The following is a 16096-nucleotide window of genomic DNA, read 5'->3' on the forward strand; positions in this document are numbered from 1 at the left end:
GGGAAATCCCGCTCGGCACTGGCCGAGACCCGCACGGCCACGGCGGTGCCAGTCCATGGCGCACGGCTGCGCAGCCATGCGCACCGAATTGGCACGGGGGGGTGTTTGCGGTATCTTTCACGCCAAATGACTGCATCTTGTGCCCTGCTTTGACGCACGAAGCACAACGCATCTGGCAGCCGGAGTCTCCGGTTGCCGCGGTTTTATCGGAGACGCGGCCCACTCAGAAGGCTGTGCCCACACTGAAGAGCGCCACTGGTTCCGATGTAGCATTTCGTCGGAACAACTGACAAAAAATTTCTTCACTCGGAGAGACGTCTATGAGTCTGGAGGCAAGAGAAGATCTCGATCCGATCGAAACCACGGAATGGTTGGACTCCCTGGAATCGGTTCTGGATCGTGAGGGTGAGGATCGTGCCCAGTACCTGATGTCACGCCTGGCTGACCGCCTGCGTCGTGATGGCCATCAAGTACCCTTCTCGGTGACCACGCCCCATCGCAACAGTATCCCCGTGCACCGCGAAGCGCGCATGCCGGGCGACCTGTTCATGGAGCGTCGTATCCGTTCGCTTATCCGCTACAACGCCATCGCTCAGGTGATCCGCAACAACCGTGCCCACAAGGGCCTGGGCGGTCACATCTCGAGCTTCATGTCCAGTGCGACGCTTTATGATGTAGGTTTCAACCACTTCTTCCGTGCACCGGAAGGCGATTTCGAAGGTGACCTGCTGTATATCCAGGGCCACGTGGCACCGGGTATCTATGCACGTTCCTTCCTGGAAGGTCGTCTCAGCCAGGAGCAGATGGACAGCTTCCGTCAGGAAGTCGACGGCAATGGCCTGTCCTCCTATCCGCACCCGTGGCTGATGCCGGATTACTGGCAGTTCCCGACCGTCTCCATGGGTCTGGGCCCGATCCAGGCGATCTACCAGGCGCACGTCATGAAGTACCTCAACTCGCGTGAGTTGAAGTCCATGTACGACCGCAAGGTGTGGTGCTTCATGGGTGACGGCGAGTGTGACGAGCCGGAATCCCTGGGTGCCATCTCGCTGGCGGGTCGCGAGAACCTCGACAACCTGATCTTCGTCATCAACTGCAACCTGCAGCGTCTTGATGGTCCGGTGCGCGGCAACGGCCGCATCATGGACGAGCTGGAAGGCGTCTTCCGTGGTGCCGACTGGAACGTGCTCAAGGTCACCTGGGGTCGCTTCTGGGATCCGCTGTTCGAGCAGGACAAGAAAGGCATCCTGCAGAAGCGCATGGACGAGGCGGTCGACGGCGACTACCAGAACTACAAGGCCAATGGCGGCGCGTACACGCGTGAGCACTTCTTCGGCAAGTACCCGGAGACGGCCGATCTGGTCAAGGACATGTCAGACGACGACATCTGGCGTCTGAACCGTGGTGGCCACGACCCGTACAAGGTCTACGCGGCGTATCACGAGGCGGTCAACAACGCCAATGGTCGTCCGACCGTCATCCTGGCGCACACCGTCAAGGGTTACGGCATGGGTATGGGCGATGGCGAAGCGGCCAACGAAGCCCACCAGGTCAAGACCATGGAGCACGAAGCGCTCAAGACCTTCCGTGATCGCTTCGGTATCCCGCTGACCGACGAGCAGCTCGAGGAAGTGCCGTACTACAAGCCGGCGGACGACAGCCCGGAAATGAAGTACATGCACCTCATGCGCGAACGTCTCAACGGCTACCTGCCGCAGCGTCGCACCGAGTATGAAACGCTGGAAATCCCGCCGCTGGACGACAAGATCTTCGCGTCCCAGCTCAAGGGCTCCAACGGCCGCGAAGTGTCCACCACCATGGCCTTCGTGCGCGTGCTCAACGGTCTGGTCAAGCACAAGACCCTCGGCGAGCGTGTCGTGCCGATCATTCCTGACGAAGCGCGTACCTTCGGCATGGAAGGCATGTTCCGTCAGCTGGGCATCTACACCGCGGCAGGCCAGAAGTACGAGCCGGTCGACAAGGGGCAGATCATGTATTACCGCGAGGACCAGAAAGGTCAGGTTCTCGAGGAAGGTATCTCCGAAGCGGGCGCCATGTCCGCGTGGGTGGCGGCGGCAACGTCCTACGCCAACCACAACCTGCCGCTGATGCCGTTCTACGTCTACTACTCGATGTTCGGCTTCCAGCGCATCGGTGATCTGGCGTGGGCCGCGGGCGATCTGCAGGCACGTGGCTTCCTGGTCGGCGGGACCGCCGGACGTACTACCCTGAACGGTGAAGGTCTGCAGCACCAGGATGGCCACAGCCATATCCTGGCCTCGACCATCCCGAACTGCCGCACCTACGACCCGACCTATGCTCACGAAGTGGCGGTCATCGTGCAGGACGGCATGAAGCGCATGTTCGAGCAGCACGAGCCGGTCTTCTACTACCTGGCGGTGATGAACGAGAACTACGAGCAGCCGGAACTTGAAACGGTGCCCGCAGACGACATCATCAAGGGCATGTACCTGCTCAAGGAAGGCGCGAAGGACGGCAAGGCACGCGTTCAGCTGCTGGGTTCCGGCACCATCCTGCGTGAAGTCGAAGCCGCTGCCGTGATGCTGAAGGACGACTACGGTGTCGATGCCGACATCTGGAGCGTCACCAGCTTCAACGAGCTGCGTCGCGAAGCGCTGGAACTGGATCGTCAGGCCTTCCTCAAGCCGGAAGAGACCCCGGCCAAGCCGCACATCACCCAGTGCCTGGAAGGACGTGACGGCCCGGTCGTGGCGGCCACTGACTACATGAAGCTGTTTGCTGACCAGGTTCGCGCCTGGGTGCCGGCTGACTATCACGTGCTCGGTACCGATGGTTTCGGTCGTTCCGATACCCGCGAGAAGCTGCGTCACTTCTTCGAAGTCGACCGCAACTTCGTCACCGTCCAGGCCCTGAAAGCGCTGGCGGATCGTGGTGAGATCGACCGCAAGGTGGTCGCGGAAGCGATCAAGACCTACGGCATCGACCCCAACAAGCCGAATCCGCTGAGCGTCTGAGCGGAGATCGCGGAACAGGCGAGCGGCACTCCATCCTCGACATCAAGATGATGCGAAGGTGATTCGGGTGTCGCTCCCCGTGCACGTTTTGGAAGGAGCACGATCTTGAGCAGCGAAATCATCAAGGTTCCCGACATTGGCGGTAGTTCCGATGTCGAGATCATCGAGATACCGGTGGCGGTCGGGGATGTCATCTCCGCCGAAGACACCATGATCACTCTTGAGTCCGACAAGGCCAGCATGGATGTGCCGGCACCGAAGGGCGGCAAGGTGGTGAAGATTCTCGTCAAGGAAGGCGACACCGTCTCCGAAGGCGACGACATCCTGGAGCTGGAAGCGGAAGGCGGTGGTGACACCTCCTCTGACGCTTCTGACGAGCAGGAAGCGCCGAAGGAAGAGGCTCCCAAGCAGGAAGCGCCGAAGGAAGAGGCTCCCAAGCAGGAAGCCTCTGAGCAGCAAGCGCCGAAAGAGTCCTCTCCTGCACCGAAGGCCGCTTCCGGTGGCACCCAGACCGTCGACATCGTCGTGCCGGACCTGGGTGACTCCGAAGCCGTGCCGATCATCGAGATGGCCGTCTCCGAAGGCGACGAAGTCGACGCCGAAGATGCGCTGATCACGCTGGAATCCGACAAGGCCAGCATGGACGTCCCGAGCCCGCACAAGGGCAAGATCGTCAAGCTGACCGTCAAGGAAGGCGACAACGTCGCGTCCGGTGATGTCATCGGTCAGATGGAAATCGCCGGTGAAGGCGGTGACAGTGCGGCGGAATCAGCGCCGGCGGAAGAATCCTCCGCGTCTGCGTCTGAGTCTGAAGAGACCGCCTCTGAAGCGCCGGCTGCCGAAGAAGAGCAGGCCTCCGGTGAGCCGGCCTCCGGTGAGCCGGAGCGCAAGGAATTGCGTGTCCCGGATCTCTCCGGCAGCGACAGCGTGCCGATCATCGAGATGGCCGTGGCCGTCGGTGATGAGGTCAACGAGGAAGACGCGCTGATCACGCTGGAATCCGACAAGGCGACCATGGACATCCCGAGCCCCTACAAGGGCAAGGTGGTGGAGCTTTCCGTCAAGGAAGGCGACACCGTGTCCGAGGGCGACTTGATCGGTTACCTCGAGGTCGCCGGTGCCAAGCCTGCGCCGAAGGCTGCCAAGGCGGAGGCTCCGGCCGCGCCCAAGGCAGACAAGGCCGAGCAGAAGCCTGAGCCGACACCGGCCGGTACGCCGAGCCCGGAAGCCCAGATGGCGGCCCACAAGCCGAGCAAGGGAGCCAAGGTCCACGCAGGGCCTGCGGTTCGCCTGCTGGCGCGTGAGTTCGGTGTCGACCTGGCGGACGTCTCCGGCAGCGGTCCGAAGGGCCGTGTGGTGAAGGAAGATGTCCAGGCCTACGTCAAGCAGATGATGCAGAAGGCCAAGTCCGCGCCGGCAGCCCCTGCCGCGCAGGCCACCGGCGGTGCCGGTATCCCGCAGGTGCCGGATCAGGACTTCAGCCAGTTCGGTGAGATCGAAGAGTCGAAGATGGGCCGCCTGATGAAGGCGGGGGCCACCAACCTGCATCGCAGCTGGCTCAACGTCCCGCACGTGACCCAGTTCGATGAAGCCGACATCACCGAGCTCGAGGCCTTCCGCAAGTCCATGAAGGCCGAGGCGGAAGCGGCAGGCGCCAAGCTCACGCCGCTGCCGTTCATGATCAAGGCGGCTGCCCACGCGCTGGCCAAGTATCCGCAGTTCAACGTCAGCCTCAAGTCTGACGGCGAGACGCTGGTGCACAAGAAGTACGTGCACATCGGTATCGCGGTGGATACGCCGGACGGTCTGATGGTGCCGGTGATCCGCAATGCGGATCAGAAGAGCCTGCTGGAGCTGGCCCGCGAATCCGTGGAGCTGGCCAAGAAGGCGCAGACCAAGAAGCTCAAGCGCGAAGAGATGACCGGTGGTTGCTTCACCATCTCGAGCCTTGGCTCTATTGGGGGTACTGCCTTCACGCCGATCGTCAACACGCCGGAAGTCGCCATCCTGGGTGTCTCCAAGGCGCAGATGAAGCCGGTGTGGGATGGCGCTGCCTTCCAGCCGCGTCTGATGATGCCGCTGTCACTGTCCTACGATCACCGTGCGGTGAACGGGGCGGATGCAGCGCGCTTCACGGCGTACCTGGCTCAGGTGCTGACCGACGTGCGTCGTCTGCTGCTCTGATCCGTACCTTGCATGACAAGGGCAGGTGCCAGATGGCCTGTCGACAGAACGGCCTCCTTCGGGAGGCCGTTTTTTTTGTGCATGTCCGTTGGCGTGGCAGGGCGGCGACAGCTGTTGCTGCCCTGCACAACATGCGATGCTTCACGCCAACCTGCCGCGATCTGCCGCATCGTGCTGGCACTACCCGGGAAGGCCGGTTCTCGCAACACACAAGGAGCAAGACAATGGAATGGTTGATGGACCCTTCGGCATGGGTGGCTCTGGCGACCCTGACCGCGCTTGAGATCGTGCTGGGCATCGACAACATCATCTTCCTGTCGATTCTGGTCGCGCGCCTGCCCGAGGCTCAGCGCCAACGTGGCCGCATGATCGGTCTCGGCCTGGCGATGGGCATGCGCATCGTGCTGTTGATGTCGTTGTCGTGGCTGATGTCACTGACGACACCGTTGTTCAGCGTGCTGGATTTCAGCTTCTCCGGGCGGGATCTGATCCTGGTCTTCGGGGGGCTGTTCCTGCTCGGCAAGAGCACCCATGAGATCCATGCCAACCTCGAGGGTGAGGACCCGGCGGAAGAGGGCGCGAAGAAGGGCGGTGCCAGCTTCATGGCGATCATGGTCCAGATCGCGTTGATCGATATCGTCTTCTCGCTGGATTCGGTGATCACGGCGGTGGGCATGGTCGACCATCTGACGGTGATGATCATCGCGATCGTCATCTCGGTGGGCATCATGATGGTGGCGGCCAAGCCGATCGGTGATTTCGTCGATCGCCACCCGACCATTAAGATGCTGGCCCTGTCCTTCCTGATCATGGTCGGCATGATGTTGATGGTCGAAGGCTTCGGCGTCCATGTGCCCAAGGGCTACATCTACGTGGCGATGGCTTTCTCGCTGGCGGTGGAAATGCTCAACATCCGGCTGCGCGGCAAGCGGGCCAAGGCGGTGCGGCTGCGTCGCAGCAGCCAGGCGGAAGAGGTCGCCGAGTGAGGTCATGACCCCCAGGCCATGACGCCTGAACCCTGAAATGAGTGGAACCCTGCCATGACGCCCCTGCGACTGAGTGCCGCGGGGGCGTCATGCCATCGTGAGGCTGGATCACGAGGCGCTGCACGCGCCGATCGCCTCGTCCGTCATCAATGAGCCAAAACAGTGCCAAGGGGCGTCATGCGCGCCTTTGGTGTGCTTGTGCGATGGCCGTGTGAGCGGTATCGTCAGCCCTTGCGTTGCATAGCGATGACATAATGAGATCGTCAGTGCGTGGAGAGTGTTGGTCACGCCACCAGTCGGTCCGCTTCCTGTTTCATCCTGGTCGCAAGCCGCTCGAGGCCCCGTGGCTGTCTCCTTCACTGTCATGTCGATGGGGAGACACTGCGCAGGTCAGCGCGTGAGCCGAGTCGTCTTGAGCGCTCGGCGGCCAGAGCGCCTCGGATGGCCATCTGCCGTCGAGGGCAGGGCACACAAGCCCGGATGACCCATTTACACCCGTTTCACGCTTTTCATTTGCACACTCAAGGAGCAGTACCGATGCGTTTGATCCTGTTGGGCGCCCCCGGCGCCGGCAAGGGCACTCAGGCCCAGTTCATCTGCGAGCGTTTCAACATCCCGCAGATTTCCACCGGAGACATGTTGCGTGCAGCGGTCAAGGCCGGCAGCGAGCTGGGGCTCAAGGTCAAGGAGATCATGAATACCGGCGGGCTGGTGTCCGACGAGATCATCATCGCTCTGGTCAAGGAACGCATCAGCCAGCCCGACTGCGAGAACGGCTTCCTGTTCGATGGCTTCCCGCGCACCATTCCGCAGGCTGACGCCATGAAGGAAGCGGGCGTGAAGCTGGACCACGTGGTCGAGATCGCCGTGGCGGACGAGGAAATCGTCAAGCGCCTGTCCGGTCGTCGTGTGCACCCGGATTCCGGTCGTGTCTATCACATCGAGTACAACCCGCCGCGCGAGGAAGGCAAGGACGACGTCACTGGCGAAGCCTTGATCCAGCGTGAAGATGACCGTGAAGCCACGGTGCGCAACCGTCTGTCCGTCTACCATGAGCAGACCGAGCCGCTGGTCGAGTACTACTCCAGCTGGTCTGCCACTGGCGATGCCCAGGCACCGGCCTACCATCGCATCGAAGGCATCGGCTCCGTCGATGACATTCGTGCCCAGCTGGTCAGCGCGCTGGAGCAGTGAGTCGCGTTGCCTGAGACGGCATGAGGACTATGGCGCCGCCATGGCCCGCATGATGTGCTCTTTCGGTATCAAGCGCCTTGAAAACGCCCGCAGGCTTTGTCTGCGGGCGTTTTCTTTGGTCGCGAAAGCGAAATGGCGTGTTGCGACAGACCCCTTCTCCAGCGCAGGTTCGCGGCCTGTGGCACGACTGACGCACAGCGCCGACACCTGCCGTGGACACCCTGCGTCTTTTGCTGCTAGCGGCGGACGGGTAGAATCGCGTCACATTTTTCTGATGATGAACCGCCCATGACCACGCTTCTGGCCATTGATGCATCCTCCTCCGCCTGTTCCGTTGCCCTGTGGCAGGACGGCGTTGTTACTGCCGAGCGCTGTGAAGCTCCCCGTCAGCATACCCAGCTGATGATGCCGATGATCGAGACGCTGCTGGCAGATGCCCAGCTGACGTTGAAGGATCTGGACGCGCTGGCCTATGGCCACGGCCCGGGTTCCTTCACGGGCCTGCGCATCGCGGCTGGCACCATCCAGGGACTGGCCTTCGGGCTTGAGGTGCCGGTGATCGGTGTCTCGACCCTGGCGGCGCTGGCGCTGCAGGCCCATCGCCATCACCACGCCCGTTTCGTGTTGCCGATGCTGGATGCCCGCATGGGCGAGCTTTACACCGGCGCCTATCGTGTGGCGACCTCCGCCGAAGGTGAGGTCGAGGTCAGCCAGCTGCTGCCCGAGCAGGTCGTGGCGCCGGGACTCGTGGAGTTGCCCCAGGAGCTTCGTGAGCACGACTGGCTGGCCATCGGTTCCGGGCTGGTCATGCACGATGCGCTGCCGGAAGCCTTGCGCGCCAGCATCGTGCAGCGCCTGGAGGCACCGCAGCCGGATGCCGAGGACATGGTCATCCTGGCGGCGCAGGCCTTTGCGCGCGGCGAGGCAGTCGCTGCCGTCGAGGCGCAGCCTGTCTATCTGCGCAACGAGGTGGCATGGCGCTGATGGCGCCAGGGATCGCCATCCTCTCGCGTCAGTCAGGTGGTCTGCCAAGGCTGCCGTAAGGTTTCAGCATCACACTGCGGCCCCCTGATGTCGGTCGCGCATCGGCTGACAGGGAACCGTTCTGTCATCACCGCACCTCGCAGTGCCACAGGCGATGTCTGTCGTCCGTGTGGGCCATTGAGGCCCGTTACTCTTAAAAGGATGTTTCATGGAACTCATGCACGTGGTGGCGTTGGCCGTCATTCAAGGTCTGACCGAATTTCTGCCGATTTCCTCCTCCGCTCACCTGATCCTGCCCTCCCAGGTGCTTGGCTGGCCGGACCAGGGGCTGGCCTTCGATGTCGCGGTCCATGTCGGCACTCTGCTGGCCGTGGTGATGGCCTTTCGCAAGGATGTCGTCAATATCCTCGCTGGTTGGTTCGGACAGTTCAGCGGTTCAGGCGGGCTTGCGGCGCGTCAGACCGACGACAGCCGTCTGGGCTGGGCGGTATTGCTGGCGACGCTGCCGGCCGTCGTCTTCGGTGGCCTGTTGGGCGATGTGGTGGAAACGGCCGGGCGTTCGACTGCCGTGATCGGCACGACCACCATCGTCTTCGGTCTGCTGCTGTGGTGGGCGGATGCCAAGGGCGCGCGCACGCGGGATCTGGCGACGCTCACGCTCAAGGGGGCGTTGATCATCGGTCTGTTCCAGGTATTGGCACTGATTCCGGGCACCTCGCGCTCGGGCATCACCATCACTGCCGCGCTGCTGCTGGGCTTCGAGCGTCAGAGTGCGGCGCGCTTCTCCTTCCTGCTGTCGATTCCGCTGATTCTCGCGGCGGGCTCACTCAAGGGGCTGGAGCTGATCGAGACCGGCAGTGAAGCCCAGCTGTTCGATGTCGGACTGGGTGTGGTGCTGTCCTTCGTCTCGGCGCTGGTGTGCATCAAGCTGTTCCTCAAGGCCATCGACAGCATCGGCATGTTGCCCTTCGTCATCTACCGTCTGCTGCTGGGCGTGCTGCTGTTCGGCATGCTGTTGCTGTAAGTCGCTCACGGCAGGTTCAGTCTTTCTCCGACGGCGTCGCTCTTGCGGCGCCGTCGGCGTTTCTGTCAGCCTTGCTTGCGCTTATCATGTCGCCTTTGTGCTGGTCTTTCGCGAGTCCCAGCGTCTCTTCATTTCCATAGAGCCCGTTCATGCTGCCATCCGATCCCCTCGCTCCTTCCTCTGACGCCGCTGCCGCGACCCCCGTGATCGCCATCGCTCGTTCGCAGCTGGCGGTGCATCCGGAGCTCGCCATGCTGGCGGCGCACTTCGGGATCGCCATCCGGGACGATGATGCGTTGCCGGCTCTGCGGCTCGAGGTGGCGCAGGACGAGCAGGGCGTACCGCGGGTCGTGATCGCCGGTGACGAGCGCGAGTACGGCAAACCGCTGCATGTGGATTTCGTCGCTGGTCGGGCGGACCACCGCCGGCGTTTCGGTGGGGGGCGCAATCAGCTGATCGCGCGGGCCTGTGGCCTGAATCGCGGCGTGCTGCCAAGCATCGTCGATGCCACCGCCGGGCTGGGGCGCGATGCCTTCGTGCTGGCCAGTCTCGGATCGCCGGTGCTGATGATCGAGCGTGTCGCCGCGACGGCGGCGATCCTGGTCGATGGCCTGACCCGCGCGCAGGGCTGTGCAGACGATGAAATACGCGAGATCGCGCTACGCATGCAGGCGCTGCAGGGGGATGCCTCGCGTGATCTGGGAGAGCTCGTCGCGCTGTGGGATCAGCCGCCGCAGGTGGTGCATCTGGATCCGATGTACCCGCACCGTGACAAGTCCGCGCTGGTGAAGAAGGAGATGCGGCTCTTCCGTGCCCTGGCGGGGGATGACGCGGATGCGCCGGCCTTGCTGGATTCGGCACTGGAGGTCGCGACCCATCGGGTGGTGGTCAAGCGTCCACGCAAGGCTGAGCCGATCGGCGGCATCGCGCCGAGTCATGTGGTGGAGGAGAAGACCAGCCGCTACGACGTCTACGTCAAGCAGGCGCTGCGCTAGCCGCGAAGGCCGGGTGATGCACCCTGACGTGCATGACCGCTCTGAAGATGACAGGACCCCGCTCGCGTCTGCCGCGAGCGGGGTCCTGTCGTTCATGCGAAGGGATGGCGTGGCACCGTTGTCAGCGTGGCTCGTCAGCCGAGTCAGCATTGTCCTCTGGCGTGTCCGGCGTGTCGCGCAGACGCACATGCTGCAAGCGATGGCGCAATGCCGGGTCGAACAGGTCGCGCCCACGGGTCTGCAGGTCTTCCAGCGCTTCGCCGAAGCACAGGCGGTTGTCGTCCAGCCAGATGAAGTCCAGCTCCAGCAGGGTATCCAGCAGGCCGCGGAACAGTCGCTTGTCGAAGAACTCGGGCGCGTTGAGGCCCGAGAGCAGCGTCAGCCGCTCTGCCAGCGCGCCGGAGTGGGTCTCGAGGGCTTCGCGATCCAGCGTGCCGCTGCCGTGTTGCAGCAAGGCCGCGATCAGCAGGTAGCCGCGCTCCAGCGTCGGCTGGACCGGCTGGGCCAGCAGCCGCAGCTGCTCGGAGGATTCCTGGCTTGCGACCGGACGTGACCAGCGTTCGGGCGTGTTCTCGGTTGCCTGCTGGTGCTCCAGCAGGCCCTCGTCGCTGAGCAGCGCGAGGGTGGCGGCGATATCGCCTTTCAGCTCCGGGGCTTCCGGCACGAACAGTTCACGTACCAGCACGGGCCAGGCCGGGCTGATCTGCTCATCCAGCGCCTGCAGGGTGTACTGGGCGGTGTTGCGGAAGGCGAAGGCGATCAGTGCCGGCAGCGCCAGCAGATGCAGGACGTTGTTGCGGTACCAGGTCAGCAGGCTGGCCTGTTCCGGTGTGGCGATCACCAGCTCACCGAGGTGCTGGGGGCGCAGGGTGACCAGCCCCAGGTGCGCACAGTGCGCGATCCATTCTTCCGGCGTGCCTTCGGGCAGACTGTGGTCCTGCCGGCCAGGCAGCTTGCCGGCCAGCCGCACCAGCATGGCCAGCTGGCGCTGCATCAGACTGGACTCGATGGCGTGGTGTGCGGTGGAAAGCAGTACCAGCGCCGACAGCGAGACAGGGTTGAGGGCCGCGGCGGCATTGATGCGCGTGGCGATCTCGTTGCCCAGTCGCGGCACGGCACTGGTCAGCCATTCCGGACGCCGCTGGTGGCGACTGGCCTGCCACTCGGGAGTGGTCTCGTCCAGCCAGGCTCCCAGCTTGAGCGGCTCGCCAATGTTGAGATAGACCTTGCCGAAGGGCTGCTTGAGCTGCCCCAGCACGCGAATCAGATCCAGCGGCGACTCCTTCTTCTTGCTGGCGCCCGACAGTTCACGCTGATAGCTGAGGCTCTCGAAGACCTTCTCGTAGCCGATGTAGACCGGGACGAAGGCGACCTCGCGGCGCGTGTCACGCAGGAAGGACCGCAGCGTCATCGCCAGCATGCCCGGACGTGGCGGCAACATGCGCCCCGTGCGTGAGCGTCCACCCTCGATGAAGTATTCCACCGGGTGCCCGCGGGTGATCAGCTGGTGGACATATTCATCGAAGACCGCGCCATAGAGGCGATTGTCACGGAAGCTGCGGCGCAGGAAGAAGGCGCCGCCACGCCGGAGGATCGGGCCGATCACCGGCATGTCGAGATTCTTGCCGGCTGCCACGTGCGGCGTCATCAGCCCTTCGTGGAACAGCACGTAGGACAGCAGCAGATAATCGATATGGCTGCGATGGCAGGGCACATAGATCAGCTCGCAGTCCCCGGCGATCGCCTTGACGCGCGACATGCCGCGGATCTCGATGCCGTCATACAGCTTGTGCCACAAGCGCTTGAGGGCGTGAGCCAGGAAGCGCTGCACGGGATAGCCCATGTTGGAGGCGATCTCGCGGCCGTATCTCAACGCGCGCTTCTCGAGACGCGCGGGACGCTGGTTCTGGTCGCGGGCCAGCTCGCTGATCACGTCCTGTACGGCGGGCGCCTTCTGCAGATTGCGGATCATGGTGTGGCGATGCGAGAGGTCCGGCCCCAGCAGTCGGGTGCGCACGCGACGAAAGTGCACGCGCAGCAGACGAGCGATGCGCCGGCGCGCCAGCGCCTGATCCTCGGGACCTTCGCGCAGCACCTCGTGGAGCTTGAGCGGCTGGCCGAAGTGCACATCCACCGAGCGACCATGCACGAGGATGGCGATGGCGCGACGCAATACCCCGGTGACACGCCAGCTGTCAGCGGAGATGAACTTCCAGAAGCCGAATTCCTTGCCCGGCGCACGCCCCCAGAACACGCTGACCGGTACCAGCTGGACCTCGACCTCATCCGGGGCGTTCTCCAGTGCCTCGATCAGCTGCGCGAGTCGTCGGGAGAGCAGGCCCTTGCCCTTGCGTGAGTGACGCAGCAGGCGCAACCGCGAGTGACTCAGACGCATGTCGCCTATGCTCAAGGGCAGAGTGGGAGATGGCAGGCCACGCCCCTCGCAAAGCTGCTCGATCACCAGTTCATCGGAGAGCGCCTGATAGGGGAAGACGTAGACCACCGGCAGGTCGGGGTCGAGATTCAGGGCACTGTGGTCCAGCGCGTTGATGTCGGGTTCCACCGCGCGCAGCTCCACCCATTTGTCCAGCAGACGGCGGCTGAGGTTGCGCAGAGGGCGCAATAACAGGGTGACGGGCGACATGGCGGAGCCTCGCAGGTGTACTCGAAAAGTTCGATGGTGAGACGCTGTCACAAGCAGGATCGTTTGCGTTGACTCACAGGATGCGGGAGTGGCGATCCGAGGATATCGACGTTGGGTCGCCGCATGCATGATATTGATCATTATACGCATTCTGTTCGATGACGCCGATATCGGCTGTCATTGCCCAGTGCGGGAGCGACGGGAGGCATGTCATGCTCGGAATGTGGCGTTCAGGCAATCGATTTACCCTGCTGCCGGAGGGGGCGCGCTTTCTGCCCAGCATGCTGGAGGCGGTGGAAGGCGCACGTCACTCGATACTGCTCGAGCTGTATCTGGCCGAAAGCGGTCACCTCAGCCGGGTCCTGATCGAGGCTTTGAGCGCTGCGAGCCAGCGTGGCGTCAATGTACTGGTGCTGCTGGATGGCTTCGGCTCGCTGGGGCTCGAGGAGGCGGATCGCCAGCGCATGACCGAGGCCGGCATCGCCCTGCGCTTCTACAACCCGATTCGCTGGTGGCGGTTCGGTCGCAACCTGACGCGGGATCACCGCAAGCTGCTGGTCGTGGATGGCGAGGTGGGCTTCACTGGCGGTTTCGGGGCGGTCGATGAGTTTGCCGAGGCCTGGTCAGAAGTGGCGATACGCATCGAGGGGCCCTGTATCCGTGACTGGGTCAGGCTGTTCGCGCGGGTCTGGGATTCCGCTGCCAGCGAGGGGCAGGGGCGTCGTGAGGCCGTGCGCAGCGTCAACATCAATGCGGTCAACGTCGTCACGGGATATCTGGGAATGCGCGGGCGTGTCGTCTGGGGCCATGGATTTCGTTATCAGGCGATTCGCCACTCGCTCCAGCATCAGGCCAGCAGCACCCGCAAGCGGCTGTGGATCTGCACGCCTTACTTCGTGCCGACCTTCAGCATGCGTCGACGCCTCAAGCGGGCGGCTCGGCGCGGCGTCGATGTGCAGCTGTTGATCGCGGGACAGCATCACGACCATCCCGGCGTGCGTTCTGCGGGGCAGCGTTTCTATGCGAGTCTCCTCAAGGCGGGCGTGCGGATCCATGAATTCCAGCCGCGCTTCCTGCATGCCAAGTTCTCGCTGGCGGATGACTGGGTCACGCTGGGGTCATGCAACTTCGATCACTGGAGCCTGCAATGGAATCTGGAGGCCAATCAGGAGGTGCAGGACCATCGCTTCGCGGCGGAGGTGGCTGGGCTGTTCGAGCAGCATTTCGCGCGCAGCGTCGAGATCACCCGGGCTGCCTGGCAGCGACGCTCTCTGGCGCAACGCTGTCGTGAGTGGGGCTATGGCACCCTGGATAGCCTGGTGACGCGGCTGCGCTAGCCAGTTCACGGATGTCAGACACTGCTTCGTGAAACGACAACGCCGGACGACCCCAAGGGGCGTCCGGCGTTGTCGTGTCTGGCGCTGCGCAAAGAGGGGGATGGCGGGGGCTCAGCGCTTCTTGCCGCCACCCTTGCCAGCCGGCTTCTTCGCGCCGCCCTTGCCACTGCCCTTGCCGCCCGCATGCTTGCCACGCGGAATGCCCGCGGCGCCCGGCGTTGCGGCTCCCTTGCGGCGCGGTGATGGCTTGGGGCTTTCCGGCGGCACGCGATAGAGCAGGTAGAGATCCAGCAGCAGTTCCGGCAGCTGGTTGACGAAGCGCTGGGCACCGACGGGGTCGGCGATCAGCTCGCCGATCTCCGGGTCTTCATCGTCGAATACGCCCGAGATGGCCATGAAGGGCAGCAGCAGCTCGGCCGCGGTCTCTTCCTGGGTCCCGAACCAGGCTTCCTCGTCCATGAAGACACCTTCCATGAAGCCTGCACACCAGTCACCGATCGGCGTCTCGACGGGGTCGAGGCCACCGAGTTCCAGCTCGAACAGCAGCTCAGGCAGGATGCCGTGCTCGAGGGCGTCGATGGCATTGGCGCGCATCTGCTCGAACAGCGCGACCACCTGGGCTTCCTGCTCGGGGCTTTCATAGGCGGGCTGTCCCTGGAACAGCTCCGGCAGCCACAGGCTGGAAGGCACTTCGCGTGGTGCGATGGCCAGTGCCAGCATGAAGCCATGCGCGCTGATGATGTCGAGGGCTTCCGGGCCGACCAGGTCGGATTCAAGGAACTCATCGAGGATGTCGAGGGATTCATCATCCAGCAACGGCTGGGTCTGGACAGGCTCGGCCATGGGGAAGGTCTCACATGCGGGATAGAAGTCGGGCAGGGCGTCGCGGCCACTGCGAATGTGGCTAGTGTATCATCTCGTGGCAAGGGTTTTCGTCGCCACGAAAGCCCCTGAATCGTCGAATTCTCCACTTTCTTCAGCGGTTGCCGTTCACCTCGATCGTCTGGCATCAAGGGGTCGTCTCATGTCTTGTTCCCGTGTCGCGCCCGCCGTGGATGGCGGTGTCGTCAGTCGATATCGCTTTCCCGTCGACCATGTACTGGCGTGTCTCGGTGATGCGGTCGCCGACCCCCTGCCGTTGGCCGATGAGCAGACACTGGATGCCCTCAGCGAGCCGCAACTGCATGCCATGCTGCAATCCCGTGTGCTGGCCTGTCTGGCGCGCGCACGTGCGCACTATCCCGAGATGCGCATGCCCGCCGTGTCCTGTCGTCTCAGAGGACGCACTGCCGGGACAGCCGAACCGGCGCGCCAGCGCCTGCGCTTCAACTGGCAATTGCTGTGCGAGAACCGCCATCACTTCCTGAGCCAGACCGTCCCTCATGAGGTGGCGCACTGGGTGGTGATGGAAGTGGTGGAGCGCGCGCGCGGCCAGCGGGTCAAGCCGCATGGCCCGGAGTGGCAGCAGGTCATGACGAATCTCTATGGTGTCGCACCTGAGGTGACCCACCGCATGGATGTTTCCCGCGCGAGTCCGATGCCCTGGGCCTACGGATGCGATTGCGAGACACCGCACTATCTGAGTCATCGTCGACATGCCAATGCGCTTCGTGGGCAGCGTTACCGATGCCGGCAGTGCGGGAAAGCGCTCAAGGGGCCATTGAGCGATTCCTGATGCCTGCCATCGCCTTCCGTGCTGTCCTGCCTCCCGTTTTCAATGCCGCCGTGGCGCGCTCAGTCCCTCTGGAGTGC

11 protein-coding genes are annotated in these 16096 nt (G+C 63.6%); 9 read left to right on the forward strand and 2 right to left on the reverse strand.

Annotated features, from left to right (window positions below):
- The first annotated feature begins 320 nt into the window (after positions 1-320).
- The 7 genes from aceE (at position 321) to ACZYGA_RS14340 (ending at position 10363) form a co-directional block, all read left to right on the forward strand.
- Positions 321-2996, forward strand: coding sequence for a pyruvate dehydrogenase (acetyl-transferring), homodimeric type (gene aceE / locus ACZYGA_RS14310; protein WP_077380148.1), 2676 nt, complete (start codon positions 321-323; stop codon positions 2994-2996).
- Positions 2997-3101: 105 nt separating this feature from the next.
- The gene (aceF, locus tag ACZYGA_RS14315; RefSeq protein ID WP_479399449.1) at positions 3102-5180 is read left to right on the forward strand and encodes a dihydrolipoyllysine-residue acetyltransferase; all 2079 of its coding nucleotides are present in this window, start codon (positions 3102-3104) and stop codon (positions 5178-5180) included.
- Between the two features lie 224 nt (positions 5181-5404).
- The gene (locus ACZYGA_RS14320) at positions 5405-6166 is read left to right on the forward strand and encodes a TerC family protein (protein ID WP_077380144.1); all 762 of its coding nucleotides are present in this window, start codon (positions 5405-5407) and stop codon (positions 6164-6166) included.
- Between the two features lie 537 nt (positions 6167-6703).
- Positions 6704-7360 (forward strand): adenylate kinase, encoded by a 657-nt coding sequence (adk, locus tag ACZYGA_RS14325; RefSeq protein WP_077380142.1) that lies wholly within the window; start codon positions 6704-6706, stop codon positions 7358-7360.
- Between the two features lie 288 nt (positions 7361-7648).
- The gene (tsaB, locus tag ACZYGA_RS14330) at positions 7649-8344 is read left to right on the forward strand and encodes a tRNA (adenosine(37)-N6)-threonylcarbamoyltransferase complex dimerization subunit type 1 TsaB (protein ID WP_077380140.1); all 696 of its coding nucleotides are present in this window, start codon (positions 7649-7651) and stop codon (positions 8342-8344) included.
- Between the two features lie 208 nt (positions 8345-8552).
- Positions 8553-9368 (forward strand): undecaprenyl-diphosphate phosphatase, encoded by an 816-nt coding sequence (locus ACZYGA_RS14335; protein WP_479399450.1) that lies wholly within the window; start codon positions 8553-8555, stop codon positions 9366-9368.
- Between the two features lie 251 nt (positions 9369-9619).
- Positions 9620-10363 carry a class I SAM-dependent methyltransferase gene (locus ACZYGA_RS14340; protein WP_077380216.1) on the forward strand — a complete coding sequence of 248 codons (744 nt, stop codon included), beginning with the start codon at positions 9620-9622 and terminating at the stop codon, positions 10361-10363.
- Positions 10364-10484: 121 nt separating this feature from the next.
- On the opposite strand, the gene plsB is transcribed toward ACZYGA_RS14340, so the two are convergent.
- Positions 10485-13007: a glycerol-3-phosphate 1-O-acyltransferase PlsB gene (gene plsB, locus ACZYGA_RS14345; protein WP_404626609.1), complete on the reverse strand. Its 2523-nt coding sequence runs from the start codon at positions 13005-13007 to the stop codon at positions 10485-10487.
- Positions 13008-13219: 212 nt separating this feature from the next.
- Between plsB and ACZYGA_RS14350 the strand changes: the two genes are divergently transcribed.
- Entirely contained in the window at positions 13220-14344 is a 1125-nt protein-coding gene (locus ACZYGA_RS14350) for a phospholipase D-like domain-containing protein (protein WP_404626611.1), read from the forward strand.
- A 111-nt stretch (positions 14345-14455) separates the two neighbouring features.
- On the opposite strand, the gene ACZYGA_RS14355 is transcribed toward ACZYGA_RS14350, so the two are convergent.
- Positions 14456-15187: a YecA/YgfB family protein gene (locus tag ACZYGA_RS14355; protein ID WP_077380132.1), complete on the reverse strand. Its 732-nt coding sequence runs from the start codon at positions 15185-15187 to the stop codon at positions 14456-14458.
- 181 nt (positions 15188-15368) lie between these two features.
- Between ACZYGA_RS14355 and ACZYGA_RS14360 the strand changes: the two genes are divergently transcribed.
- The gene (locus ACZYGA_RS14360; RefSeq protein WP_169477287.1) at positions 15369-16019 is read left to right on the forward strand and encodes a SprT family zinc-dependent metalloprotease; all 651 of its coding nucleotides are present in this window, start codon (positions 15369-15371) and stop codon (positions 16017-16019) included.
- Positions 16020-16096 lie beyond the last annotated feature (77 nt).

The sequence above is a fragment of the Cobetia sp. BL01 genome, from assembly GCF_056493605.1.

What these genes read in the sequence shown, in the direction of transcription:
- aceE (WP_077380148.1), top strand. Translation starts at nt 321, where the DNA reads ATGAGTCTGGAGGCAAGAGAAGATCTCGATCCGATCGAAACCACGGAA.
- ACZYGA_RS14320 (WP_077380144.1), top strand. Translation starts at nt 5,405, where the DNA reads ATGGAATGGTTGATGGACCCTTCGGCATGGGTGGCTCTGGCGACCCTG.
- adk (WP_077380142.1), top strand. Translation starts at nt 6,704, where the DNA reads ATGCGTTTGATCCTGTTGGGCGCCCCCGGCGCCGGCAAGGGCACTCAG.
- tsaB (WP_077380140.1), top strand. Translation starts at nt 7,649, where the DNA reads ATGACCACGCTTCTGGCCATTGATGCATCCTCCTCCGCCTGTTCCGTT.
- ACZYGA_RS14335 (WP_479399450.1), top strand. Translation starts at nt 8,553, where the DNA reads ATGGAACTCATGCACGTGGTGGCGTTGGCCGTCATTCAAGGTCTGACC.
- ACZYGA_RS14340 (WP_077380216.1), top strand. Translation starts at nt 9,620, where the DNA reads ATGCTGGCGGCGCACTTCGGGATCGCCATCCGGGACGATGATGCGTTG.
- plsB (WP_404626609.1), bottom strand. Translation starts at nt 13,007, where the DNA reads ATGTCGCCCGTCACCCTGTTATTGCGCCCTCTGCGCAACCTCAGCCGC.
- ACZYGA_RS14350 (WP_404626611.1), top strand. Translation starts at nt 13,220, where the DNA reads ATGCTCGGAATGTGGCGTTCAGGCAATCGATTTACCCTGCTGCCGGAG.
- ACZYGA_RS14355 (WP_077380132.1), bottom strand. Translation starts at nt 15,187, where the DNA reads ATGGCCGAGCCTGTCCAGACCCAGCCGTTGCTGGATGATGAATCCCTC.
- ACZYGA_RS14360 (WP_169477287.1), top strand. Translation starts at nt 15,369, where the DNA reads ATGTCTTGTTCCCGTGTCGCGCCCGCCGTGGATGGCGGTGTCGTCAGT.